Here is a 23,255-nt window from a genome sequence, read left to right on the forward strand (position 1 = left end):
CCTTCACATCCCGATTGAGGCGAAGAAAATGGCGAACAATCCGTCCAGAACGATCACGAGAAATATCGATTTGACGACCGACGACGTGGTTTGACGTCCAAGAGATTCCGCACTGCCCTTCACGGCAAAACCTTCGGCGCATGCGACTGCTCCGATCGCCAGCGCCATAAATGGCGCTTTGATAATGCCGACCTTGAAGTGCGTAATCGATATCGCGTCTTTCAAGCGAGCAATGAAGATCTCGGGACTCATATGTCCGTAAAACCAAGCGGTGAGTCCACTGCCATAGAGCGCAGCCATTGAGCCAAGAAAATCGAGCATCGGCAGCGCGATGATCAATGCGACAACGCGGGGGAGCACAAGGATTTCAACAGGATCGAGTCCCATAGTTCGCAATGCGTCGATTTCCTCACGCATCTTCATCGATCCAAGCTCGGCGGTGTAGGCGCTCCCAGATCGTCCAGCGACCATGATGGCCACGATTAAGACGCCGATCTCGCGCAGAATGAGTATCCCGACCATGTCGACGACATATTCATCCGCTCCGAATTTGCGGAAATGGAAGAAGCCCTGCTGCGCGATGATGCAGCCAATCAAAAATGTAATCAGAAGAATGATCGGAACTGCCTGCCACCCAACGCGATCGAGCTGATTGACGGCGGACGTCAAACGAAAGCTCCGCGGATTAAGAGACACGCGAACCGCAGCGTTGCCAATTTCCCCAACCATTGCGAGGAAATCTAAAAGGCCGACTTCCATGCGGAGAACGTTCTGCCCGAGAACGCTTACGACGGAATTTAATGACCAACTGGCCTCAGCGGCTGCATGTGGATTGTCGGCAGCTTTGCTGACACGATTGAATAGATCGCCGTAGTGCTGCGGCAAGCCATGCAAAGAAACATCACAGCTACTCATTGTGGAGCTGCGCAACAGCCGGTAGAGCGTTCGAGCGCCGAATGTATCGAAGGCTTTGATATCCGTTGCATCTATCTCGAAAGATCGCGCCCCCATTAGGTCTCGCGCGATGACATCCAGTTCACGCGCATTATCCGCTGTCCAGGCACCGCTCGCCTTGAACTTTGTTCCACCATCGTCGTCGATCGGCTGCAGTAGCTCACTTCCCAAGGCAGGGCCCCTACGCATTCAGGCCTTTGGAGGCCGCTTCCATCTCGCATCCGGACAGCTCAATCCGTAGTCGCGGACGCACGCCACCGAGATGTTACAGAGATTATGCGGTGGAGTTCTTCCTAGGCGTTGATGCCCGTCAACGACTGCTCATCAGCTAGAGGTTTATTACGCCTCGGCTTTCTCCCATTTGGAGACCGGCGAGCCTATGCGAGGATGTTGTCGTATGCCGTCTTACACTTGGCCATCGCTATTGGCAGCCTGCATCTTATGCACGCTGAACCTCGGGGTCGCCGACCTGAGCGCCCAGTCCAGCGACATCGATCGCGGCGAAGCGATTCTTCAGCAAAAGTGCGCGCGATGCCATGGGATAGGGAGGACCGACGAGAGTCATCATCCACAAGCGCCGCCATTTCGCGATGTCGTAAAGCGCTATCCCGTAGAGTATCTCGCCGAAGCATTGGCCGAAGGCATCGTTTCTGGGCATCCGGACATGCCAGAATTTGTATTCCAACCCGACGAGATCAACGCGATCCTGGCCTATCTCGACAGCCTCAAACGCGTCGCGCCAAACAAGCCGTGAGTCCGGCTGAAAGGGGGAAAATCCAGGACATCTCGCGTGCCACCCTCATTGTGCCGGCACTGGCTTCAGGCTCAGGATGTATGCGACGACGTCGTTGCGATCTTTTTCCGAAAAGAGAAAATTCGGCATCGTGGGATGCGAGGTCTCTAACCAGACAACGAGTGCCCGTCCCGTCATACCGCCCGTTTTGGCGACACTCTCAAAGCTCGGCGCATCCTGATTTTGAGATTCGGTTTGACCGCGCCCGACGGCGTGACACTCTGCGCAATTTCGCTGCGCGAAAGCGTAACCTGCCTTGGCATCGCCCGGCTCCTGCGCGTATGCTGAAATAGACAGTATGAGTGCGGTAGCCATCGCGGCTCCATACCACGCACACCGGCTTCGATACTGTTTCAATGTCACCTCCTATGGGGCCACTCCTAGTGCGATAGAAATATAGGAACGGACACATGGCCGAGCACGTCGCGCGACGCGCCGCCCAGAAAGAATTCGCGGAATCTGGAATGCCCGTAGAGTCCCATAACGAGCAAGTCCTGGTTTCGGCTCTTGGCATAATCGAGAAGGGCATCTCCGACGGAAAGACCGATCTTGGGGATGGATTCGATCTCGGCCTCAATGCCGTGCCTGGAGAGCGATGCCAGGAGTTCGGCCCTTAATGCAAGATCGACATTCTCAACACCATCTTCAAACACAGTCAGAAGACGCACGTGCCGCGATTTCCGCAGCAACGGCAAAGCATCGAAGACCGCGCGCGTCGCCTCTTTTGAGCTCTTCCACGCGACTGTGATTTCCCTGCCAATCGATAGCAAGTCGCCTTCTTCTGGCAGCACGATGACCGGACGCCCGCTCTCGATGGCAGCCCGTTCGGCAACATCATCGATCCACCCGTTTTGCGGGGCTCGGCTGGTAACGATCAGATCTGCCGTTCGGCCGTGCTCAATTACCGAATCCGCAACGGACGCATCGAAACTCGACTTATCGAAACGCCATTCATGGGTTGCCCGCTTGCCTTTGAACAGACCCTCGAATTTATTCCTTACGCGCTCTGCCTGGCCCTCGAATGAGCGCAATTGCTCATCCAGCCAGGGTCTATCGCCCACGCCAATGGCCTCCTGCGGAGGGGCAACCGACGGCAGAGCATAAAGGCCGATAACGTGCGCGTTATCGCCCCCCAACGATAGCGCGACGCTTACGAGATTTGGCACGCGCGGCTCGTCATTGAGGCTCAACAATATTGTCCGATACTGCATCTTAGACTCCGAATGGATACGTTTCGGGCATACCCTCGACTTCCAGAACGTCCAGCGGATGGATGGCCGATGTCCGGTCGATCCAAATATATTCGTCGAACTGTAGCGGCAGCTTCGCTTCGAAGTAATGACTGGCGAGTTCGCTCTCTGGCCGGTAGATCACGCCGATCGCCCGTTCGAGCAGCGGCTTCATCAGTCTTTCGGCGAGATCGTCCTGAGCCGCTCCTTGGAGTGACAGCATCAGCGCCGGCGCGTTCGTCAGGTGGAAAAGACGCTCGTAACTCTGTGGATGCGCAGGCTGAACGTTCATGACCTGCATTGGACCATCCCATGCCGAGGCAGCAGCAACGGTCCCGTCGTTTGTTCCGAAACCAATGGCGTAGCATTCGGGCTCAAAATGCCGCCGGCAAAGCTCGCCGATGTTGTATTCACCTCGCCGGCCCATCTCCGTCGCGGACGCATCACCGACATGGGAATTATGAGCCCAGATGACTGCTTTCGCGTCGGACCCATGAAAATCAAGCGCATGTTTCAGAGTATCGAACATGTGGCTGTCGCGCAGATTCCAGGACGCGCGCGAGCCGTAATACATCACCCGATAGTAACGCTCGGCGTTCGCGACGAGACGGGCATTCTGAGCAGCATCGAAGAAGCGGTCGCCATCCTCGGCCAAATACCCTTGCTGTCTTTGCAGAAGCTCGACTAGCAAATGCGCCACGTCCTGCTCGCACTTACGATAAGCGCCTGTCAAAGCTGCGTGGCCGTAGGCCGCCGGATCTGCTTCCCATGGCATCAGGCATCCGTAGCGTTGACGCGCCACTTCGGCGAGATCCGGATCGACCGTTTCCAGGTAGCTGATGACCGCACGTACTGAGCTGTAGAGGCTATAAAGATCCAATCCGTAGAAGGCGGTGCGCTTTTCATATTCCAGCGTGGCGTTGCGCTTATGCAGCCAATCGACAAACGTCCGGGTTTCCCGGTTTCGCCACATCCACGCCGGGAAGCGCGCAAACGCAGTCCATTCGGATCGCGGTACATCACGATGACGGACATAATGATCGATGCGCGCAGCGTCCGGCCAGTCCGCCTCTACGGCGACGATATTGAAATGCTTGGATTCAATCAGCCGGCGCGTAATGCGTGCCCGCATTCTGTAGAATTCCGACGTGCCGTGGGTCGCTTCGCCGATGAGCACGACCCGCGCCTCTCCGATCCGCTGTTCCAGTAACCCGAGATCGGCATCCTTCAGATCGGAGAATATGTGCGCGTGTTTCGCGATGAGCCCTGGCACCGAGACGCTAACAGCCGGTCTCGTCTGAATGACACGCGGCGGATGCGCCTGCCATCCATCGTCTTCGCTTTCCCAGCCCTCCTTGCCGATCAGCGGCACGAAACGGACATCCGCAATATCCTCACGCTGAAAGTCGTCCTCCGTGGTCCGCGTGATACGGATGAGTTCTTGCGCGCGCGGGTTCTTTCCAACGGGAATGACCATGCGGCCGCCTACCCTCAATTGCCGCATCAATGACGCTGGCACATCCGGCGCGCCGGCCGACACGAGTATGGCATCGAACGGTGCTTCTTCCGCCCAGCCCTCTGTACCGTCGGCGTGACGAACATGGACGCGTTCGCAACCCGCCTTTTTCAGGTTCGAAGCCGCGCGTCGCGCAAGCTCGCCGACGCGCTCGATGGTGAAAACATCGCCTGCGATCCGCGAAAGGACGGCCGCCGCATATCCGGAACCGGCGCCGATCTCCAGCACCTTCTCTCCACCCTGGAGAGCCAGCGCCTCGATCATGAACGCCACGATATAGGGCTGAGAAATCGTCTGGCCCGATCCGATCGGAAGCGGGCTATCCTCATATGCCTCGCTTCTGAGTTCCTTCGGCACGAACAGTTCACGCAAAACCTTCCCCATGGCGTCGAGCACGAGCTGGTCACGCACGCCACGTGCCTCGATCTGCCTCTCGACAAACTGCCTTCGTTCGATCGTTTGCTGTTCGACATCGTGCTTCATACTCTTACCCTCGCGCTCGCTCGCGACATGAGGACACCCAAGTCATTATAGAGTGGAGCGCGCTTGCACTTGCGGCAGATCAAGAGAGGGGAAATTGGACAGGCGAAGCGCGCCTCAGAAAGATAAAGATCCGCGGAGAAGCGAGGTTCCTTGTCGGACAATAATTGCTGCGATGATTGATTTGAAACAATGCGCGTCGCCATGAGATGTGACCTTGATGCCGGCTCACTCATGGAGGCTCAGATGAATTCTGGTGGCTGCCGAAAGCAGAAGACTTCTCCGCATTTCGACCGAAAGAGCGAGAAATCTTACGCTCTCCGCGGATGTGTGTTGCTCGAATGGCGTTTGACGGCTCTCGGCTTGAATCCCAAAGGCATCGAGCGGGTATCGCCAGAAATACTTGAACGTCTGCGCAGCACGTGCGCCGCGTGCTCCCACAAGCAACAGTGCTTCGACGACATGACCGATGGTATCAACGGTTCGAGCTGGGAACGCTACTGTCTCAATGCGGAAACGTTATTGTTGCTCGCGGCCACCAAAAAGTCGGACATAAGCATAAAGTGAAAAATCGCGCCGGACATACGGCCGTCGCGCGAGCGCCAGTTCGCGACATTCGAGCTCTCAAGCGGCCAATTGCTCCAGCTTGTTCTCGTCGAGAATATGGATCTCGGTCGCGTTTACAATTTCGATGACACGCATGCCGCGGAGCTTCGTCAATGTTCGGCTGACCGTCTCGATCGTCAGACCTAGAAGATCGGCAATGTCGGAGCGGCGCATGACCAAGCTGAAAACGCCATCATTCACGCCCGATACCGCGGCGCGATCACGCAAGCCGATCAGGAACATGGCGATCCGCTCCATGGCAGTGCCTTGGCCAACGCAGACCAGAAGATTCCGGGCGGTTGCAAGCTCCGCCGACACCGCCTTGTAAAGCTTTAATGCCAGATTGGGATCGGATGCGGCTGCCTGCTCCAGTGTCGCTGCTGGGATGCACTTAACCTTAGCGAGGCAGATCGCTTGGGCATCAAAGATATAATCCTGACGGAGACCGAGGCCGATATAATCGCCCGGATACGCGAAATCGATGATTTGCCGGCGGCCGTCGCCCAGAACCTTCGACAACGCAATAACCCCCTGTTCGACGTGGAAAATGTGCGTCCTGGGATCGCCATCGCAGAAAATGTATTCCTTGGCTTCGATCCTCCGGAAAGGGGCATTCTCAAAGCTCTCGCGCTGCTTTCTTTCGTCGCTCGAAAGTAGCGCATGAGGCTTATCCGAAACGATATCATGAGCACGCGTTGTTCCGCTCAACATGTCCGCTCTCCTGTCTGCCTAAAGGCCTCATCGACCGAGCGACATAGAAGCGGCTAAGAATCTCAAGGGTATGCGCCAACGGTAATTAATTGTAACATTTTGTAATTTCGAAATCCCCGCGTCCGGAACTTCGGAAGAAACTGATATGACAACGAAAATACTTGTCATTGATGATGAGCCCGAAATCCGGCGTCTGCTGAAGACGTGCTTCGAGCGAGAAGGTTATTCTGTTGCTGAAGCTGCAGACGCAGCGGCGGCACGCGCCAGCTTGGAGCGGGAGGTGGCGAGCCTCATCACGCTCGATCTATCTCTCGGCCAGGAGGATGGACTCATCCTCGCACGCGAAATACGTGCAAAGCATGACGTCCCCATCATCATGGTTTCCGGCAAGGGCGATACCGTGGACCGTATCGTCGGTCTTGAGATTGGCGCCGACGATTATATTTCGAAACCCTTTAACTTGCGCGAAGTGTTAGCCCGTGTTCGCGCCGTCTTGAGACGACGTGAAGGCAGCAATCGATCGGCCTTGGCGGCGCCCTATCCTGAGCACGAGGTTTACGAGTTCGCAGGCTGGGTAATGGATATAACAAGCCGAGAGCTTAAGGATGAAAAAGGCGTACCGCGTGAGCTGACGACTGCAGAGTTCAATCTCCTCGAGATATTCGTTCGGAGACCGCATCGTGCTCTCACACGCGACGAGATCATGGACTTGTTGAATGGACACGACTACTCGCCGCTTGACCGCTCGATTGACGCGCTGGTCAGCCGACTTCGCCGCAAGATCGACTCCAATGTAGGCGCGTCGGCGAAGATCAAGTCCATCCGCAGCATCGGCTATATGTTCGCGTGTGACGTGAAGCGGATGAAAGGCTAAGCGCTCGCTACGAGCGGGGACGCCAAAGCAACCCAGCGTCCCCGATCGATCATAAGCTCACGCAGCTCTCTTTGCTTCGATTTGCCTCTCGCCCTTGATCTCGATTTTCCTCGCGGATTTTTGTACCTCGGGCGGTTTCGGCAGCGTCAGGGTAAGGACTCCATCCTTGAACGATGCCTGGACCTTGTCAGGATCAACATCGTAGGGCAGCGAGAGTCGCCTTTCAAACGAGCCGAAAGACCGCTCGATGCGATGATAGGAACGGCCTCGCTCGTCCTTCTTCTCGTCGGTCTCGGATTTCTTCTGACCCTTAATAAGAAGATCGCCCCCGGTAAGCGTGATCTCGATGTCCTTCTGATCGACGCCCGGCAACTCCGCAGTAATCTGTAATTCCTTGTCGGTTTCAGAGACGTTCATGCGCGGACTTAACTCTCTTCCGGATTGCGCCTGTGCCCATGGCGTCTGCGGAAAGCCAAATTCCTTCGTCCAGCTTTCGAAGAGCTCGTCCATTTCGTTGCGCAATGAGCTGAGAGGATGGCGGTCATCTCGCCAAAGCCGGGGCAGCATATTTCGAACTAACATCACAACCTCCATTCGGTTACATTGGTCAGGATCACGGTATTCGTGCATCCGGATACTCCCTGGAAATTGGGCGGCCTTGATGCGAGTCAAGGGTGCGGCTGAGGCAAGAGCGAACGCCCGCATAAGCTCGCTGGGCCGAACCGCCGGTTCGCCGGGGCGGATGGTCAAATCTGCCGCTTTTCAAGCGTCCTGCGCACGACTTCTGCAAGATCGCTTTGTGTGTAGGGCTTGCGTAAGATCGGCCACGCGGCGGCGGCAGCCGCGATGTCGGTCGCTTCGTCCGCAAACCCAGTCGTCAGAATCACCGGCAACGCCGGATAATGTTCGCTAATCCATTTTCCGAGATCGATCCCTGTCAGCCCGCCGGGCATCATGATGTCACTGAACACCAGATCGACCTCTAATCCACTCTTGAGCGCGTCGCGCGCCGCCGCGCCCGTGATAAAGTCGACAACGTCGTAACCGAGGCGTTGCAGGCGCTGCACGGTCAATTCACGTACATCTCCATTGTCCTCGACGACCAAGATGCGCTCGCCCCTCCCTCTTTCCTCCTTCGACGCGTTTGCCGCCGAAGCAGCCGCACCGACCTGATCCAGGCACCGTGGGAAATAGAGATTCACCGTCGTGCCAACGTCCGGCTCACTGTAAATCGTGATGTTCCCGTCAGACTGCTTGATGAAACCATAGATCGTGCTGAGGCCCAATCCAGTTCCACGTCCCGGTGGCTTGGTTGTGAAGAATGGCTCGAAGACTCGGCCAAGTACTGCCTTACTCATTCCGATGCCGTTATCGGATACCGATATGCGCACGTAATCGCCCGCCATTAGCGGCCCTTCGAAACCAACCTCATCTCTTTCCAGTATGACATTGCTGGTCTGGATGGAAAGTTTGCCGCCATTCGGTATTGCATCACGCGCATTGATGGCGAGGTTGATAACCGCAGATTCAATTTCACCCGTATCTGCACGCACAAGCCATAGATCTCGCGCAAAACTCGTCCTCAGATCGATCGTGTCACCCAGCGTGCGGCGAAGAAGCTCCGACATGCTTTGGACCTGTTCGTTCAGATTGATCACTTCCGGAACCAGTTGCCTTCGGCGTGCGAACGTCAGCAATCTTCGGGTGAGCCGCGCACCAGAATCAGCTGCCCTAACTGCGCGGGATAGAAGCTCTCGATCCTCTGTATTCGAAACCGCCCCTTCCAATAGCTCGAGGTTACCGGAAATAATCGTCAACAAATTATTGAAGTCATGGGCAATGCCGCCTGTCAGTTGCCCGATAGCCTCGAGCTTCTGAAGCCTCAGAGAACCTTCTCTCCGCTTCATCTCCTCAGTCATGTCGCGGAAAAGGCTGACGACTGTCATCTGCGTCTGATCGGCGGCCCTAATGGCCGCAACATGTCCCTGAGCTGGGAATTTGCGTCCGTCCTTGCAACGCAGGACTGTGGAGATAGCGATGCTTCCGCCATCGCTCCTCGCTGCCAAATCCTTTTCCAGTTTCTTCTTGTCGGGCGGCTCGTGGAAGAGCGCTGTCCAATCGAGCCCGGCAGCCTCGCTCGCGCTATAGCCAAACATGCGCTCGGCAGCAGGATTGATCAGGACAATCGGCCCTCCTGACGCTGAGATGACAAGCGCTTCCGGCACATGATCGAAGACAGCTCGAAACATCAATGACTGGCGGTCTATCTCCGCCTGCAAGCGGGCGTGCGAGCTGAGATCGGTCATAATGCCGGAAAAAAAGCGCTCGCCGGAGACCTTGAACTCGCCTACGGCGAGGTGAAGTGGAAAAATCGTGCCGTCCTTGCGCTGGCCCTCAACCTCTCGGCCGATACCTATGATCCGTTTCTCCCCCGTCCGCAGATACCGTTGCATATATTGATTATGTTGCGTGCGGTACGGCTCCGGCATCAACATATTGACATTGTGACCGAGCATTTCAGCTGACGTATAGCCGAACATGCGCTCGGTCGCGGGATTTACGGCTTTTATCAGGCCTCTATCGTCGATGGCCAATATTGCAGCGGCGGCGGATTCGAGGATTGCCTGCAGCATAGACCAGCCTTTGCGTTCGTTTCATATATGCGGTTATGCGATCATCGCGACGCACGTACCTTTAGCAGGCACATTGCTGAAGCGCACAGTGCATGATCCAGATCAATTCCCTCCTCGAACTGATCTCGATCAAGGCGTTTCCACGTACACAGTGCAAATTAGCTTTGAGACGCGAAAAGGCAAACAAGGTTATTCCTGGCATGAAATACACACGGACATGGATACTGGTTGCAGACGGAGGCCGGGCGCGTATTCTGGAAACGACAGGGAAGGGGCAACGCATGCAGCTCGTCGCGGGATCGCAGTCGCGCCTCGACAATCCTCCGAGCCACTTACTTAGCGCGGATGCTCCAGGGCGCGTTTATGAATCTGTCGGACACTCCCGCCATGCTGTCGAACCACGAAGTGATCCGCACACCGCTCTAGAAGCTTTGTTCGCCAGCCAGCTTGCAACCATGCTGGCTGACCACTCGGCGAAGGACGCATTCGATCGATTGGTTGTGGTTGCGCCGCCCGCTATGCTTGGCAATCTCCGCAAAATGATCAAACCCGAGGTGCGAAATAAAATCATCGCCGAGATCGACAAGGATCTGACCCGCCTTCCAAATAACGAAATTGCCTCTCACATCGAGAATGTGTTCAACTTTTAGCGGCTGAGACAACCATCGCCTGCCAACGCCTCCCGCGACGCGCTGCCGCTATCCCTCTCTGATGCAGAGCAATAACGGCATCGAGAGTGCGCATAACCTATGGGCCACGCAGCTGAAGGAGAGGAACAATGCAAGCGTCAGTTCCCCGATGGCCGATGTTCCATCAAGTACTTCGCCGCCAGAAGCTGATGGATGAGATCATGGAGGCGAGCCACGTAGACGTGGTCGAGGTTATGCGGGTCGAGGTAGGTGAGGCGTTCATGGATGCGCGATCGAAGTGCCGATTTTGCATCTACGAAACCAGATGCCGGGCATGGCTATTTTCACCTGAGACGAAGAACGGACCACCGGAGTTCTGTCCGAATGCAGAGCTTTTCAGGATGTGCAAACGCACCAAGCCATGATCTGCAAACCGGCGCAATTGCCAGAGAAATCAACTCATTCGCGCCCGGAACGTCTGCGCCGTTTTCGGCCATAATTCCTTTAGCTCGCCCGGAAGCTGGCCAATCACGTCCGAGATTTCGCCTGGGTCGCAATGGTGCGCAAGAAGTGCGAAGACATCCCGAATTGCCCGCTCCGAGGGAACCGCATTTGGAAAATTCTTCTCCGCAACCTGATGGACGAATTTCTGTCTCAACCGCGTGCGAGGGACGCGTTTGCGAGGCTGCCATCCTTCGTAATAAATGCCGCGAACAAGTGTCGGTAGTTGAGCGCCGAGGTCGACGGCCTCCTCGAGCGTCAGCCGGTCCCGCAAGTGGTGAAGTACTACACGAAGAACTGCAAGCGACTCCTGAACATCTGCAAGATCGCCGTTCTCGATCAACTCCTTCAGCCATTCCTGCGTTTTTTGTACGGTCTGCGCAATTGACGGAGGGACTGTCACAATCAGCGCTCCATTTCTTGTTGAAAGCCGAATCTGCACATCACCGCGCATGATGTGCCGACACAGCGGTTATAACCTCACCCGACAAATCGCGCGACGCCGCATGCGAGATATCGCCGAGCGTTAGCATGCCGACCATCCGCTTCTTCTCGTTAATGACGGGTAGACGGCGGATTTTCTTTTTTTCCATAAGATGGACGGCGTCCTTGAGCTCGTCGCTATCGTTGCAATAAACGATGCCTTTTGACATCACGTCACGCGCGGTAAGACGGGATGCATTTTTGCCATCCGAAAATCCGCGGCACGCAATGTCCCGATCCGTGATCATGCCGATCAAGCGATCGTTCTCGCCGACGGGAAGCGATCCGACGTCTAGGTCCTTCATTTTCTTCGCGACTTGCGCGAGCGGCGCCTCGGGAGCTACCCATTCCGCGTTCTTATGCATTGCTTCCCTGACTTTCATGGTCATCTCCTAATCAAAAATTGGAATCCATGACGCATCGAAACACGTCGGCTTTGATTCCGATCAACGGAGGCCTTCCGGCGTCAGGAACTCCGACAGCAAATATACTTCTCAAAATGGGCGAAGTTCACACGGCCGATGCAGTCTCTCTGAATTATCCGGAAGCAAATGACTGCTTAATGCGCATCAAGTTCCGCCGGCAGAAAGTCGACTTAACTCGTCGCCGAACCTGTCACCGGAGCGTCGGTCATGCCGAACCTGATCATCCACCCGATTATGATCCTCGCGGCCTTTATTGCCAGTTATTTCGTGGCTCGCAATGCCGTGAACTTCAGCATCGTTCAGATGGTTGTCGCCCTCCTTCTTATCACGGGCCTTGTCGCCGTTGCCGCTTTTTGGGAATTCCTTGCGGATCGGCTCAACGCAAAAAAGCGCTGATGGTTAGCGACAACCAAGCGTTGCTGGTCGAGAAATAGGCACCGAATCCGAAAAGCTCCTGCTCATCAGCCAAACCGGCTTGATCGCATTTCTACCCGTGTCAGCAACTGATCTTCTTCCCGGAAACAGCGTTTATTGCAGCAATGGCGAGGTGCTACCGTTGAGGTCCACGCCCACGATTTCGGCCCGGCCTGCGAGCATGCTCACATATTGTTGCAGCGCTTTTTGCTCGACCGCCGCACGGAGACGTTCGCCAATGCGGTCACGCACGAGATCATAGGGAAGCTTCGATCCCGGAATCTGTTGGTCGATCGCGACGACGTGAAAGCCGTAACGCGTTTTTACGAGCTCCGGCAGAAGCCCTGGCGGCCTCAGTTTAAAAAGCGCCGTCTCGAACTCGGGCACCGTGTCGCCGCGCCCGATCTGTCCCAGATTGCCGCCGTGCTGGCCAGAGGGACAATTGGACAGCTCGCGCGCTATCGCCGCGAACCGCTCCGGCTCACGCAGAAGCTCGTTCAACGCCTCCTCGGCGCGGGCGCGCATCTCGGGAACGTTGACGCGGGGCGTCACCTGAAAAAGGATATGCCGCGCGTGAACGAGATCGCCGCTTTCAAATTCCCGCGGGTGCTGATCGTAATAGCGCCGGCATTCGGCATCGGTTGGCGTTGGCGTCGTTACCTCGCGTGCGAGAAGCGCTTCGACGGCGGCATCAACCTGATCGCCGCCGGCGTCCTTCGCAAGCAATCCCACCGCGACAGCGCGCTGCCGCAACAGCTCGCGGACCGCAGCGAATTCATGAGACGTTTGCGGCTCTCCCTTAACGTCGACGCCGTTGACCGAAACTGTCATGAGCGGATCGGCTCCTTGGCCCGCGTCTTCGGCGTGCGCACGATCTGATAGGGCCGGACTAGATAGGCAAGCGCACCGGCTCCGCTCCATATGTGGATCATGCGCGTGAACGGCGAAACGAGAAACAGCGTGAAGCCGAGCAGGATATGAAGCTTGTACGTCAAAGGCACACCAACCATCAGTGCGGCCGCTCCGGCATCAAGCGTGACGATGCCCTTCACGTAGCCTGTCAGAGTTTCAAACAGTGCACCATTCATGTGATAAGCCGAGAGCGGGACAGTCAGCAAACCTAGTGCAAGCTGCAGCCACAGCATGAACGCAACCGCGATGTCCCATTTGCGGCTGTTCAAACGAATGCGCGGATCAGCAAGGCGACGGTGCAACAAGATCGTCAAGCCGACGATGGCAATCGCCCCGGCAATGCCACCGACAACCATCGCCAGAAGCTGGTGAGCCGCCGGCGTGAGCGCCCAGTCGACCATCCAATGCGGCGCCAGAAAGCCGGCGAAATGGCCCAGGATGACGACGATCACGCCGTAATGAAAGAGATTGGATCCGAGCCGCAGTTCACGTTTGCGCAACATCTGCGAGGAATCGCTTTTCCACGTATAGGGTTCGCGATCGAACCGGATCAGGCTGCCGATCAGCAGGACCACCAGACAGATATAGGGATAGACTCCAAACAGCAGCGTATTGACGTAAGCATTGGAGAGCATGTTTCGCCTCCTATTGATTGACTTCGCCGCCTGCGCCAAGCGTAGCGTTGGCAAAGGCAGGCTGTTCCGCCCATTCCTGATCGATGTTTTCACGCAAATTGCGCACCGGTGGAATTTTTGCGGCGTCGATCGGCGGCTCGCCTGCGATGACCAACAACGCCTGCAGCACCGACGCATAGCGGCTCTGGCGCGCGATCAGCGACCGGCAGATGCTGGCGAGAATCGCACTGCAATCGGCAAGCAGCTCGCGTGCTTCCTCAATGGACTGCTGGCTGAGATATTCCAGTAAGACCGGAAGAAAGTCCGGCAGCTCGCGTGAGGAAAGCTCGAAGCCTGACTTGGCATAAAGCTGCTTCAGATCGATCATCGCCGTGCCGCGATCGCGGCTATCGCCATGCAAATGCTCGAAAAGATTGAGCGACAGCGCGCGGCCGCGGTCAAAAAGATCGACGTAGCGCTCCTCGACAGCCAGTAAATCGTCGTGATTTAGCTCCCCGATCAGAGCGAGCAAACCGGCGCGCTCGCGCTCCGTTATAAAGCTTGAACCGAGAACGACTTCGGCGATGTCCGGCAACGCCTCGCGCATTGCCGCTGTTGGATAGGAAAGAAGCGCGCTCAGAGCCTTGAAGATCAGCATGTGCGGTGTCCTCATGTATCGAGCGGCCTGACGGGGGTCATCTTGCGCCGGCCCATCTTGCCACCGAACAGCGTCGACTGCGGCGGCCCGAAATCGCAGCCATTGCCGAAGCTGAAGCCGCACGAACCTTTGAGTCCGTAGGCATCCTCCGCCTGCTCGCGATGGCTCGTCGGGATGACGAAGCGATCCTCGTAGTTGGCAATGGAGAGATAGCGGTGCATGTCCTCGACCTGCGCAACCGAAAGACCGGTTTGGTCGAGCACGGCCGCGCCACCATCCTCTCCGAGCTGGCGCTTTCGAAAGTAGATGCGCATCGCTAGCATACGCTCGAGAGCCGAAACGACCGGAGCCTCGGCACCAGCCGTCAGAAGGTTGGCGAGATACCGCACTGGAATGCGCAGTGACCGCACGTCCGGAATTTCACCGACTGTATCGATCGCCCCGGCATTCGCGTGCGATTGAATGGGAGAGAGCGGCGGCACGTACCACACCATCGGTAGCGTGCGGTATTCTGGATGGAGCGGGAACGCAATTTTCCAATCAACCGCCATCTTGTAGGCGGGCGAGCGCTGCGCTGCTTCGATCCACGCATCCGGCACGCCATCCGCGCGCGCCTTCGCCGCCATCTCCGGGTCGTGCGGATCTATGAATAGCTTGAGCTGCGCCTCGTAGAGATCCTGTTCATCCTCGGTGGACGCGGCGTGCTCGATGCCGTCGGCATCGTAAAGCAGCACGCCGAGATACCGAATGCGTCCGACGCACGTCTCCGAGCAGACGGTCGGTTGTCCGGCCTCGATCCGCGGATAGCAGAAGATGCACTTCTCTGCTTTGCCCGAGGTCCAATTGTAATAAATCTTCTTGTACGGACAGCCCGACACGCACATGCGCCATCCGCGGCACTTATCCTGATCGATGAGGACGATGCCATCTTCCTCGCGCTTGTAGATGGAGCCCGACGGACAGGACGCGACGCAACTCGGATTGAGGCAGTGCTCGCAAAGCCGCGGCAGGTACATCATGAATGTATTTTCGAACTGCCCGTAAATGTCCTTCTGTACAGCCTCGAAATTGTAATCCTGCGAACGCTTGTCGAATTCGCCGCCAAGGATCTCCTCCCAATTCGGGCCCCATTCGATCTTGTCCATAGGGCGTCCCGTAACAAGCGACAGCGGCCGCGCAACGGGAGAGGTCGGCAGCTCCGGCGCAACGTGCAGGTGCTCGTAGTCGAAGGTGAAGGGTTCGTAGTAATCGTCGATCTCAGGCAGGTTCGGATTAGCGAAGATGTTTGCGAGCACGGCGAGGCGCCCGCCCTGCTTGGGCACGATCTTGCCGTTCTTCTTGCGCTGCCATCCGCCCTTCCAGCGCTCCTGGTTTTCCCAGTCTTTCGGATAGCCGATGCCAGGCTTTGTCTCGACATTGTTGAACCACGCGTATTCCATGCCCTGTCGCGAGGTCCACACCTGCTTGCAGGTCACCGAGCACGTGTGACATCCGATGCACTTGTCGAGGTTCATGACCATCGCGATCTGGGCGCGAATTTTCATAGTGCGGTCTCCTCGATCGCGCGATCGACAGGATTGGAGTGGTCGAGCCAATCGATCTTGTTGAGCTTGCGGACGATCACGAACTCATCGCGATTGGATCCGACAGTGCCATAGTAATTGAAGCCGTAGGCAAGCTGCGCGTACCCGCCGACCATGTGCGTCGGCTTCAGCATGATACGCGTGACCGAGTTGTGAATGCCGCCGCGCTGTCCGGTGATTTGCGAACCCGGCACGTTCACGATCTTTTCTTGCGCATGGTACATCAGGCACATGCCATCCTGCACGCGTTGGCTGACGACGGCACGCGCGGCGATCGCACCGTTGAGATTGAACAGCTCGATCCAATCGTTGTCGACGATGCCCGCCTTTTTCGCATCGGTTTCCGAAATCCAAACGATCGGCCCGCCGCGCGATAACGTCAGCATGATCAGGTTGTCGGTGTAGGTCGAATGAATGCCCCACTTCTGATGCGGAGTGATGAAGTTGAGGACGATCTCACGTTCGCCGTTGCTGCGCTGGCCGAGCATCGCGCCGACCGTGCGCGTATCCACGGGCGGCCGATAGACCGCGAAGCTTTCACCGAAATCGCGAAACCAGCGATGGTCCTGATAGAATTGCTGGCGACCCGTGAGCGTGCGCCACGGGATCAGCTCCTGCACGTTCGTGTAGCCGGCCGTATAGCTGACGTGTTCGCTCTCGATGCCCGACCACGTGGGTGAGGAAATGATTTTGCGCGGCTGCGCTTGCACGTCGCGATAGCGGATTTTCTCGTCCTCGCGCATCTCGGCGAGGTGCGTGTGGTCACGACCCGTCACCTTGCCGAGGGCCTGCCACGCCTTGACCGCAACTTCGCCGTTCGTTTCCGGCGCCAGATAGAGAATGACTTCGGCGGCATCGATATCGGTTTCAATGCGCGGCCGTCCCTCAGTCGGGCCGCCATCATTGACGCGATAGTTCAAGTTGCCGAGACCTTCCACCTCCGTCTCGGTATTCCACGAGATGCCTTTGCCGCCATTGCCGAGCTTGTCTGCAAGCGGCCCCAGCGCCGTGAACCGCCGATAAGTATTTGGATAGTCGCGCTCCACGACAGCGACTTGCGGAGCGGTGACGCCCGGAATGAACTCGCACTCGCCCTTTTTCCAGTCCTTCACGTCGAAAGGTTGCGCCAGCTCGCCTGCGGTATCGTGCTGGATCGGCGTCAGCACCACGTCACGTTCGACACCCAGATGTCCCACCGCAAGCTCGGAGAAGCGCTTCGCAATCGTCTTGTAGATTTCCCAATCGCTGCGTGCCTCCCACACCGGATCTACCGCGGCCGAAAGCGGATGGATGAAAGGATGCATGTCGGACGTATTGAGGTCGTTTTTCTCGTACCACGTGGCCGTCGGCAGCACGACGTCGGAATAAAGACAGCTCGTCGACATCCGGAAATCGAGCGTCACGACCAAATCGAGTTTGCCTTCAGGTGCCGGATCGCGCCAGGCGACTTCCTGCGGCTTTGCCTCTCCCATTTCGCCGAGGTCTTTTCCCTGCAGACCGTGGCGGGTGCCAAGAAAATGACGCAGAAAATACTCGTGTCCCTTGCCCGAAGAGCCGAACAGATTCGACCGCCAGATAAAGAGATTGCGCGGGAAATTGACCGGATTATCCGGGTCCTCGCACGCCATCCCGATCTCGCCCGACTTCAACCCTGCAATCACATAATCCCGCGGCCCCACGCCATTGCGCTCCGCCTCTGCCGCAAGCGTCAGCGGATTTGCTGCGAGTTGCGGCGCGGATGGTAGCCAGCCCATGCGCTCAGCGCGGACATTCAAGTCGATCATGCTTCCGCGATAGGGCGCAGGATCGGCAAGCGGTGACAGCAATTCAGCAACGTCGAGCTTCTCATAGCGCCACTGATCACTGTGCGCGTAGAAGAACGACGTACCGTTCATGTGCCGGGGCGGACGCACCCAATCGAGCGCGAATGCCAGCATCGTCCAGCCGGTCTGCGGTCGCAGTTTCTCCTGCCCGACATAGTGCGCCCAGCCGCCACCGGAAATCCCGACCGTCCCGCACATCATCAGCATGTTGATGATGCTCCGGTAGCCCATGTCCTGGTGGTACCAGTGATTCATGCCCGCGCCGATGATGACCATCGAGCGGCCCTTCGTTTTTTCCGCGTTGCCGGCGAAATCACGTGCCACGGCGATCGCTTTGTCGGCGGCAACGCCGGTGATCTGCTCCTGCCAGGCAGGCGTGTACGGCACGTTGTCGGAGAAATCCTTGGCACAAGCGCCGCCAAGACCGCGGTCGAGTCCGTAGTTGGCGCAAAGCAGGTCGAACACGGTAGCGACAAACGCTTCGCCGTCCGCTAGTGCGACGCGCCGCACGGGAACGTTTCGCAGCAAGACATCTCCGCCCTGATCGTTCTCGCGGAAGTGTTCATGTTGTATGCCGCCGAAATACGGAAACGCGACCGAAACGATCTCGTCGTGCCGATCGATCTGGCTCAGCGCGAGGCGTACGTCTGCGCCCGTCTCTCCGTCCTTTGGCTCAAGGTTCCAGCGCCCCGCAAGTTCTCCGTCTGCCGGCCAGCGATAACCGATCGAACCCTGCGGAACGACGAGCGCGCCGGTTTCTTCCGCAATCGCAATCGTTTTCCACGCCGCGCGATCCGATTTCGGCGCGTCGGGCAGATCGCTTTGGCGAACATAGCGGTCGGGCACCCAGCGCTTACCATCCTTTCTCAACCGCACAAGCATCGGCATGTCAGTCAGACGGCGGCAGTAATCCTGAAAGTAGGGCACCTGTCTGTCGAGAAAGAACTCGCGCAGGATGACGTGGCCCATCGCCATCGCCAGCGCCGCGTCGGTGCCCTGCTTCGGATGCAGCCAAAGATCGGAAAGTTTCGCGACCTCCGCATAGTCGGGCGTGATGGCCACGACCTTCGTGCCGTTGTAGCGCGCTTCGACGAAGAAGTGCGCGTCGGGCGTGCGCGTCTGCGGCACGTTGGAGCCCCAGGCGATGATGTAGCCCGAGTTATACCAGTCGGCCGACTCCGGCACGTCGGTCTGCTCGCCCCATGTCTGTGGACTCGACGGCGGCAGGTCGCAATACCAATCGTAGAATGAAAGCAGCGTGCCGCCGATCAAGCTCAGATAACGCGCACCCGAGGCATAGGAGACCATCGACATCGCCGGAATGGGAGAGAAGCCGACGACGCGATCCGGCCCCCATCTCTTGATCGTATAGACATTGGAAGCGGCGATGATCTCGCTCGTCTCTTCCCAAGTCGAGCGCACGAAGCCGCCGCGTCCGCGCATCGACTTATAAGACCGTGTCGTCTTCTCGTTCTCCACGATCGCGGCCCAAGCCTCGACTGGCCCAAGCATCTTTCTGGCTTCTCGCCAGGCCTTCACCAGTCGTCCCCGCACCATTGGATATTTGATGCGGCTCGCGCTGTAGAGATACCAACTGTAGGACGCCCCGCGCGAGCAGCCGCGCGGTTCGTGATTGGGCATTCCGGGACGTGTGCGTGGATAGTCGGTCTGCTGCGTCTCCCACGTCACGACGCCGCTTTTCACATAGATCTTCCAGGAACACGAACCCGTGCAATTCACCCCGTGCGTGGATCGCACGATCTTGTCGTGCTGCCATCGCTGCCGATAACCTTCCTCCCACATGCGATCTTCATCGCGGACCTCGCCGTGACCATCGGCGAACGACTCCCGCCGCCGGGAAAGATAGGTCAATCGCTCGAGAAAGTGGCTCATTGAGATGCCCTCGTCATTCCATCAGGCTTGCATCGCGTCCTTCGTCGTCGTTGTCGGACCGAGCGGTGAGGCTCGTCGTACTTCGGTTATGTAATTTAGCGTCAACGAGACCAGCACGATTCCGTAAAGGAGCATGAAGCAGCTCGAGTTTACGCCCAACCAGTCGAGAATGGCGCCGAACATGATGGGCAACAAGAAGCCGCCGAGACCGCCAGCCATGCCGACGACGCCGCTGACGATACCCATGTTGTCTGGAAAATCGTCCGCAATATATTTGAAGGTAGAAGCCATGCCGCAAGCGAAGGCGAAGCCGAGCAAAAAGAGCAGCGCCGTAAAGAACCAATACGGCAGCGCGATCTCGAAACTCAAAGGTTCGCGCACCGTATGCACCGTTAGATCCGTCTTTGGATATGACAGCAGGAACAGGCAGATGGCCGCGACCCACAGCACCCACCATGTCACGGCGTGTGCGCCAAAGCGGTCCGAAAGCCAGCCGCCGAGCGCGCGAAATACACCTCCAGGCAACGAGAAACAGGCGGCAAGTAGCGAGGCCTGCGCGATGGAGAACCCGTACTCAGTCTTGAAATACTGCGGCATCCAGATCGAAAGGGCCGTGAAGCCGCCGAAGACGATCGAATAATACTGGCAGTACTTCCAAACGCGCGGTTCGCGCAAAACCGCGAGCTGCTGCATGATTGACTGCTGCTTCCCGTCGCTGCGCGCCGGATCTGGCGCTGAGAAAATCCAGAACAGTCCTGCCGTAGCGACCAAGGCCACCGCATAAATTTTCGGCACTAGTTCCCAGCCATAGGTATCGATAATAGCAGGCGCAACGAACATGTTGAGCGCGGCGCCCACGGTTCCGGCGCCGAAGAAGCCCATCGCGAAACCGCGCCGCTCCTTTGGGAAAAACCGCGCTACGTAGGGTGTGCCGACCGCAAATGAAGCGCCGACGAGCCCTAGCGCCAGACCTAGCAACAAAAACTGCCACAAAGCTGTCGCGTAAGAAGATAGCCACACCGGCACGGAGCAGCCGAGCAAAAGCAGCAGCATGATGCGCCGACCGCCGAAGCGGTCCGTCCAGGCACCAAGCGGCAAGCGGCATATCGCACCGGTTAAAACGGGTGTCGCGGTCAGCAATCCGAACTGAGTACCGTCGAGGCCGAGTTTGGCGCGTATCGGAATGCCGACGACGCCGAACATCATCCAGACCGCAAAGCAGACGGTGAAGGCCCAAGTGCTGACCAGTAGAACCGACGTGCTTCCCGATCTCGCCATCCGAACCTCTAAGCCAAGCATGCCGATCGTAGGCGCTGATCCATATTATGCAAGAAGAGCCGCGGCCGCGATAGCTCGACGGAGGTTGTCCAACGCTGCGATAGGAACATCGCGTCGTTCCGAAATAGGACGGTCGTGGAGAAAAGAGCCCGTCGGGACGCCAAGAGGAGTCCTCGCTAAACATATACTTTGTATGCGGCCCCGTATTGACTGGTATCAAATCCGATTTGGAAAGAAAGTCGAATTATCTACAAGAGTCCCCAATCGGCCAAATACTCCGGAGATCCCAGCGGAGGCTATGATGCCGTTTCAGAGCCTAGACAACCTGCCGCCATCACTGCGATCGCGCCTACCCGTGCATGCGCAGGAAATCTTTCGAGCAGCCTTCAACAATGCTTGGCAGACCTACAATGCGTTGACCGAGTACGCGCGCGAGGAGCTTTGCCATCGCATCGCGTGGTCAGCGGTCAAGAAAAAATACCGCAAGCTAGGAAATTCCTGGGTCAGTCGATGACACCTCGCGCCAGCTCCAAGCTCCAGAGCCCACAATCTGCGGCACCACAAGCGTTTTGGCTTGCCCCGATAGGCGAGGCGATGCGCGTGCTCGCGAGCCGGTGGCAGGGATTGACCTCGGCCGAAGCAGCAGCGCGGCTTGCACGCGACGGCCCGAATGTCATCGACACACGCCGGCACCAAAGTCTTGTCGCAAAGATAGCGCGCCGCGTCGCCGAGCCATTGGTCGCCATTCTGCTGATCTCCGCCGCAATTTCGGGTGGGATGGGTGATTGGCAAAGCTTCGCCGTAATTGTCCTGATCGTTGCGTTATCGATCATTCTTGATGTCTTCCAGGAACATAAGGCCGAATCCTCAATCGCCGCGCTGCAGCGTTCAATTGCGGTCACCGCAACAGTGCGCCGCGACGGGCTTCCTGTCGAATTACCTGTCAGAGATATCGTGCGTGGGGATGTCGTCGAATTACGCGGCGGTGATCTTGTACCGGCTGACGGTATTGTGCTCGCGAGCCGTGCCGCAATCGCCAATGAAGCAATCCTGACAGGCGAGCCTTACCCGGTCGAAAAGTCGCCGGAGACGTCAAAATCTCCGTCGATTGCGGATGCCACCAATGCGCTGTTTGCCGGGACCACGATCGTCGGCGGCGAAGCCATAATGCTGGTCCAGCGCATCGGAGGAAAAACGAGCTTCGGTGCGATTGCGGCCTCCGTCCAGACGAGAGAGCCGCCGACCAGCTTCGAGCGGGGTTTGCACGGGCTCGGTGTTTTGATTCTTCGGCTTACCGCTTTCTTGGTGCTTTTCGTTCTTCTGACACAACTCGTCAGGCATGGACTTTCGCTTGAAAGCTTCATGTTTGCTGTCGCGTTGGCAGTAGGCCTGACGCCGGAGTTGCTGCCGATGATCATGACGGTGACGCTGGCACGCGGTGCTGTCCGGATGTCGGAACGCCGGGTCGTCGTCAAGCGCCTCTCTGCCATTCACGATCTCGGTGCCATGAATGTCTTGTGCACCGACAAGACAGGAACGCTGACGGAAGCAAAGATCGCGCATGTCGGTAGTTTCGATGCGGATGGCCGCGAAAGCAAACGCGTTGCGGAACTCGTTCAGCTCAACAGCCGCTTCGCGAGCGGCATGCGCAGCAATCTTGACGACGCGATCCTTGCCGGCGCGCCCAAATCCAAAAGTGATTGGGACCACGTCGACGACGCGCCCTTCGATTTCGAGCGCCGCCGTGCTTCGGTCCTCGTTGCCCGACGTGACGAGCACCAGATGATCACGAAAGGAGCGCCAGAAGCACTTCTCGCTCTCTGCACGGATATGGAACGGTCCGATGGAAGCGTCGTCGCCCTGGACGATGTCATGCGCCGAAAAATTCTAGAACTCTTCGAGGACAAAAGCCGCGACGGCCTGCGCCTGCTCGGAGTCGCCCGACGGACAATGAACCCCGAGTGCTCCAGAATAGCGCCTGCCAACGAGGTGGCTCTGACATTCGTCGGATGCGCGGCTTTTCTCGACCCCCCAAAGGCAACTGCGCGCGATGCCGTGGCGCGCCTCGTCAACGCCGGCATAAGCGTCAAGATCGTTTCGGGCGACGCCGCGCCGGTCGTCTCGCATTTGGTCGAGATGCTGGGTATTCCAGCGCACGGTGTTCTCACGGGCGACGAAATCAATAAGCTGACTGACAGGGCCTTGGCAGACCGGGCGATCGTAACGGATCTCTTTGTCCGCATCTC

At 57.7% G+C, this 23,255-nt stretch carries 23 protein-coding genes; 8 read left to right on the forward strand and 15 right to left on the reverse strand.

The window, feature by feature from the left end:
• Nucleotides 1-3 precede the first annotated feature (3 nt).
• The gene (locus VHB22_RS02825; RefSeq protein WP_414652697.1) at nucleotides 4-1,143 is read right to left on the reverse strand and encodes an ABC transporter permease; all 1,140 of its coding nucleotides are present in this window, start codon (nucleotides 1,141-1,143) and stop codon (nucleotides 4-6) included.
• Between the two features lie 208 nt (nucleotides 1,144-1,351).
• On the opposite strand from VHB22_RS02825, the gene VHB22_RS02830 reads away from it, so the two are divergent.
• Nucleotides 1,352-1,708 carry a cytochrome c gene (locus VHB22_RS02830; RefSeq protein WP_325455434.1) on the forward strand — a complete coding sequence of 119 codons (357 nt, stop codon included), beginning with the start codon at nucleotides 1,352-1,354 and terminating at the stop codon, nucleotides 1,706-1,708.
• A gap of 45 nt (nucleotides 1,709-1,753) precedes the next feature.
• On the opposite strand, the gene VHB22_RS02835 is transcribed toward VHB22_RS02830, so the two are convergent.
• The 3 genes from VHB22_RS02835 to VHB22_RS02845 form a co-directional block, all read right to left on the reverse strand.
• On the reverse strand, nucleotides 1,754-2,062 hold the full coding sequence (locus VHB22_RS02835; RefSeq protein ID WP_325455435.1) for a cytochrome c: 309 nt from the start codon (nucleotides 2,060-2,062) through the stop codon (nucleotides 1,754-1,756).
• 65 nt (nucleotides 2,063-2,127) lie between these two features.
• Nucleotides 2,128-2,958 carry a universal stress protein gene (locus VHB22_RS02840; protein WP_325455436.1) on the reverse strand — a complete coding sequence of 277 codons (831 nt, stop codon included), beginning with the start codon at nucleotides 2,956-2,958 and terminating at the stop codon, nucleotides 2,128-2,130.
• A 1-nt stretch (nucleotide 2,959) separates the two neighbouring features.
• Nucleotides 2,960-4,975, reverse strand: coding sequence for a protein-L-isoaspartate(D-aspartate) O-methyltransferase (locus VHB22_RS02845; RefSeq protein ID WP_325455437.1), 2,016 nt, complete (start codon nucleotides 4,973-4,975; stop codon nucleotides 2,960-2,962).
• Nucleotides 4,976-5,218: 243 nt separating this feature from the next.
• Here VHB22_RS02845 and VHB22_RS02850 point away from each other — a divergent pair, with 243 nt between their 5' ends.
• Entirely contained in the window at nucleotides 5,219-5,539 is a 321-nt protein-coding gene (locus VHB22_RS02850) for a hypothetical protein (protein WP_325455438.1), read from the forward strand.
• Between the two features lie 57 nt (nucleotides 5,540-5,596).
• On the opposite strand, the gene VHB22_RS02855 is transcribed toward VHB22_RS02850, so the two are convergent.
• Entirely contained in the window at nucleotides 5,597-6,289 is a 693-nt protein-coding gene (locus tag VHB22_RS02855) for a Crp/Fnr family transcriptional regulator (protein WP_325455439.1), read from the reverse strand.
• A gap of 145 nt (nucleotides 6,290-6,434) precedes the next feature.
• On the opposite strand from VHB22_RS02855, the gene VHB22_RS02860 reads away from it, so the two are divergent.
• A complete protein-coding gene (locus VHB22_RS02860) occupies nucleotides 6,435-7,163 on the forward strand; it encodes a response regulator (protein WP_325455440.1) in 729 nt (242 codons plus the stop codon).
• A 57-nt stretch (nucleotides 7,164-7,220) separates the two neighbouring features.
• Here the strand turns inward: VHB22_RS02860 and VHB22_RS02865 are convergent, their stop codons facing one another.
• Together VHB22_RS02865 and VHB22_RS02870 are read right to left on the reverse strand one after the other, a co-directional pair.
• Nucleotides 7,221-7,745 carry an Hsp20/alpha crystallin family protein gene (locus tag VHB22_RS02865; RefSeq protein WP_325455441.1) on the reverse strand — a complete coding sequence of 175 codons (525 nt, stop codon included), beginning with the start codon at nucleotides 7,743-7,745 and terminating at the stop codon, nucleotides 7,221-7,223.
• A 164-nt stretch (nucleotides 7,746-7,909) separates the two neighbouring features.
• Nucleotides 7,910-9,796 (reverse strand): PAS domain S-box protein, encoded by a 1,887-nt coding sequence (locus tag VHB22_RS02870; protein ID WP_325455442.1) that lies wholly within the window; start codon nucleotides 9,794-9,796, stop codon nucleotides 7,910-7,912.
• A 92-nt stretch (nucleotides 9,797-9,888) separates the two neighbouring features.
• Between VHB22_RS02870 and VHB22_RS02875 the strand changes: the two genes are divergently transcribed.
• Nucleotides 9,889-10,446: a host attachment protein gene (locus VHB22_RS02875; protein WP_325455443.1), complete on the forward strand. Its 558-nt coding sequence runs from the start codon at nucleotides 9,889-9,891 to the stop codon at nucleotides 10,444-10,446.
• Nucleotides 10,447-10,574: 128 nt separating this feature from the next.
• Nucleotides 10,575-10,850 carry a DUF6455 family protein gene (locus VHB22_RS02880; protein WP_325455444.1) on the forward strand — a complete coding sequence of 92 codons (276 nt, stop codon included), beginning with the start codon at nucleotides 10,575-10,577 and terminating at the stop codon, nucleotides 10,848-10,850.
• Nucleotides 10,851-10,879: 29 nt separating this feature from the next.
• On the opposite strand, the gene VHB22_RS02885 is transcribed toward VHB22_RS02880, so the two are convergent.
• Nucleotides 10,880-11,329, reverse strand: a complete 450-nt coding sequence (locus tag VHB22_RS02885; protein WP_325455445.1) for a DUF2267 domain-containing protein — start codon at nucleotides 11,327-11,329, stop codon at nucleotides 10,880-10,882.
• 40 nt (nucleotides 11,330-11,369) lie between these two features.
• Nucleotides 11,370-11,792: a CBS domain-containing protein gene (locus tag VHB22_RS02890; RefSeq protein ID WP_325455446.1), complete on the reverse strand. Its 423-nt coding sequence runs from the start codon at nucleotides 11,790-11,792 to the stop codon at nucleotides 11,370-11,372.
• Nucleotides 11,793-12,041: 249 nt separating this feature from the next.
• Between VHB22_RS02890 and VHB22_RS02895 the strand changes: the two genes are divergently transcribed.
• The gene (locus VHB22_RS02895) at nucleotides 12,042-12,230 is read left to right on the forward strand and encodes a hypothetical protein (RefSeq protein ID WP_325455447.1); all 189 of its coding nucleotides are present in this window, start codon (nucleotides 12,042-12,044) and stop codon (nucleotides 12,228-12,230) included.
• A gap of 132 nt (nucleotides 12,231-12,362) precedes the next feature.
• Here the strand turns inward: VHB22_RS02895 and VHB22_RS02900 are convergent, their stop codons facing one another.
• Genes VHB22_RS02900 through VHB22_RS02925 form a run of 6 tightly spaced genes read right to left on the reverse strand, consistent with a single transcriptional unit; the run spans nucleotide 12,363 to nucleotide 21,009 of the window.
• The gene (locus VHB22_RS02900; RefSeq protein ID WP_325455448.1) at nucleotides 12,363-13,079 is read right to left on the reverse strand and encodes a peptidylprolyl isomerase; all 717 of its coding nucleotides are present in this window, start codon (nucleotides 13,077-13,079) and stop codon (nucleotides 12,363-12,365) included.
• Nucleotides 13,076-13,795 (reverse strand): respiratory nitrate reductase subunit gamma, encoded by a 720-nt coding sequence (gene narI, locus VHB22_RS02905; protein WP_325455449.1) that lies wholly within the window; start codon nucleotides 13,793-13,795, stop codon nucleotides 13,076-13,078. The genes VHB22_RS02900 and narI overlap by 4 nt, the downstream gene beginning before the upstream one ends.
• Before the next feature lie 10 nt (nucleotides 13,796-13,805).
• Nucleotides 13,806-14,432: a nitrate reductase molybdenum cofactor assembly chaperone gene (gene narJ, locus VHB22_RS02910; protein WP_325455450.1), complete on the reverse strand. Its 627-nt coding sequence runs from the start codon at nucleotides 14,430-14,432 to the stop codon at nucleotides 13,806-13,808.
• Nucleotides 14,433-14,443: 11 nt separating this feature from the next.
• Complete coding sequence (gene narH, locus VHB22_RS02915; RefSeq protein ID WP_325455451.1) at nucleotides 14,444-15,976, reverse strand: nitrate reductase subunit beta; 1,533 nt, start codon at nucleotides 15,974-15,976, stop codon at nucleotides 14,444-14,446.
• The gene (locus VHB22_RS02920; RefSeq protein WP_325455452.1) at nucleotides 15,973-19,731 is read right to left on the reverse strand and encodes a nitrate reductase subunit alpha; all 3,759 of its coding nucleotides are present in this window, start codon (nucleotides 19,729-19,731) and stop codon (nucleotides 15,973-15,975) included. The genes narH and VHB22_RS02920 overlap by 4 nt, the downstream gene beginning before the upstream one ends.
• 21 nt (nucleotides 19,732-19,752) lie before the next feature.
• On the reverse strand, nucleotides 19,753-21,009 hold the full coding sequence (locus VHB22_RS02925) for a nitrate/nitrite transporter (protein WP_325455453.1): 1,257 nt from the start codon (nucleotides 21,007-21,009) through the stop codon (nucleotides 19,753-19,755).
• A 301-nt stretch (nucleotides 21,010-21,310) separates the two neighbouring features.
• Here VHB22_RS02925 and VHB22_RS02930 point away from each other — a divergent pair, with 301 nt between their 5' ends.
• Nucleotides 21,311-21,523, forward strand: a complete 213-nt coding sequence (locus VHB22_RS02930; protein WP_325455454.1) for a ChaB family protein — start codon at nucleotides 21,311-21,313, stop codon at nucleotides 21,521-21,523.
• The coding region (locus VHB22_RS02935) for an HAD-IC family P-type ATPase (RefSeq protein ID WP_325455455.1) at nucleotides 21,520-23,255 on the forward strand (1,736 nt) is incomplete at its 3' end. The genes VHB22_RS02930 and VHB22_RS02935, both read left to right, overlap by 4 nt.

Source organism: Hyphomicrobium sp., assembly GCF_035548195.1.
In the GTDB taxonomy this organism is placed as follows: Bacteria; Pseudomonadota; Alphaproteobacteria; order Rhizobiales; family Hyphomicrobiaceae; genus Hyphomicrobium_B.

Bases quoted from the DNA above. Each gene is read 5' to 3' on its own strand.
- VHB22_RS02825 (WP_414652697.1), bottom strand. From the start codon at position 1,143: ATGCGTAGGGGCCCTGCCTTGGGAAGTGAGCTACTGCAGCCGATCGAC.
- VHB22_RS02830 (WP_325455434.1), top strand. From the start codon at position 1,352: ATGCCGTCTTACACTTGGCCATCGCTATTGGCAGCCTGCATCTTATGC.
- VHB22_RS02835 (WP_325455435.1), bottom strand. From the start codon at position 2,062: ATGGCTACCGCACTCATACTGTCTATTTCAGCATACGCGCAGGAGCCG.
- VHB22_RS02840 (WP_325455436.1), bottom strand. From the start codon at position 2,958: ATGCAGTATCGGACAATATTGTTGAGCCTCAATGACGAGCCGCGCGTG.
- VHB22_RS02845 (WP_325455437.1), bottom strand. From the start codon at position 4,975: ATGAAGCACGATGTCGAACAGCAAACGATCGAACGAAGGCAGTTTGTC.
- VHB22_RS02850 (WP_325455438.1), top strand. From the start codon at position 5,219: ATGAATTCTGGTGGCTGCCGAAAGCAGAAGACTTCTCCGCATTTCGAC.
- VHB22_RS02855 (WP_325455439.1), bottom strand. From the start codon at position 6,289: ATGTTGAGCGGAACAACGCGTGCTCATGATATCGTTTCGGATAAGCCT.
- VHB22_RS02860 (WP_325455440.1), top strand. From the start codon at position 6,435: ATGACAACGAAAATACTTGTCATTGATGATGAGCCCGAAATCCGGCGT.
- VHB22_RS02865 (WP_325455441.1), bottom strand. From the start codon at position 7,745: ATGTTAGTTCGAAATATGCTGCCCCGGCTTTGGCGAGATGACCGCCAT.
- VHB22_RS02870 (WP_325455442.1), bottom strand. From the start codon at position 9,796: ATGCTGCAGGCAATCCTCGAATCCGCCGCCGCTGCAATATTGGCCATC.
- VHB22_RS02875 (WP_325455443.1), top strand. From the start codon at position 9,889: ATGATCCAGATCAATTCCCTCCTCGAACTGATCTCGATCAAGGCGTTT.
- VHB22_RS02880 (WP_325455444.1), top strand. From the start codon at position 10,575: ATGCAAGCGTCAGTTCCCCGATGGCCGATGTTCCATCAAGTACTTCGC.
- VHB22_RS02890 (WP_325455446.1), bottom strand. From the start codon at position 11,792: ATGAAAGTCAGGGAAGCAATGCATAAGAACGCGGAATGGGTAGCTCCC.
- VHB22_RS02895 (WP_325455447.1), top strand. From the start codon at position 12,042: ATGCCGAACCTGATCATCCACCCGATTATGATCCTCGCGGCCTTTATT.
- VHB22_RS02900 (WP_325455448.1), bottom strand. From the start codon at position 13,079: ATGACAGTTTCGGTCAACGGCGTCGACGTTAAGGGAGAGCCGCAAACG.
- narI (WP_325455449.1), bottom strand. From the start codon at position 13,795: ATGCTCTCCAATGCTTACGTCAATACGCTGCTGTTTGGAGTCTATCCC.
- narJ (WP_325455450.1), bottom strand. From the start codon at position 14,432: ATGCTGATCTTCAAGGCTCTGAGCGCGCTTCTTTCCTATCCAACAGCG.
- narH (WP_325455451.1), bottom strand. From the start codon at position 15,976: ATGAAAATTCGCGCCCAGATCGCGATGGTCATGAACCTCGACAAGTGC.
- VHB22_RS02920 (WP_325455452.1), bottom strand. From the start codon at position 19,731: ATGAGCCACTTTCTCGAGCGATTGACCTATCTTTCCCGGCGGCGGGAG.
- VHB22_RS02925 (WP_325455453.1), bottom strand. From the start codon at position 21,009: ATGGCGAGATCGGGAAGCACGTCGGTTCTACTGGTCAGCACTTGGGCC.
- VHB22_RS02930 (WP_325455454.1), top strand. From the start codon at position 21,311: ATGCCGTTTCAGAGCCTAGACAACCTGCCGCCATCACTGCGATCGCGC.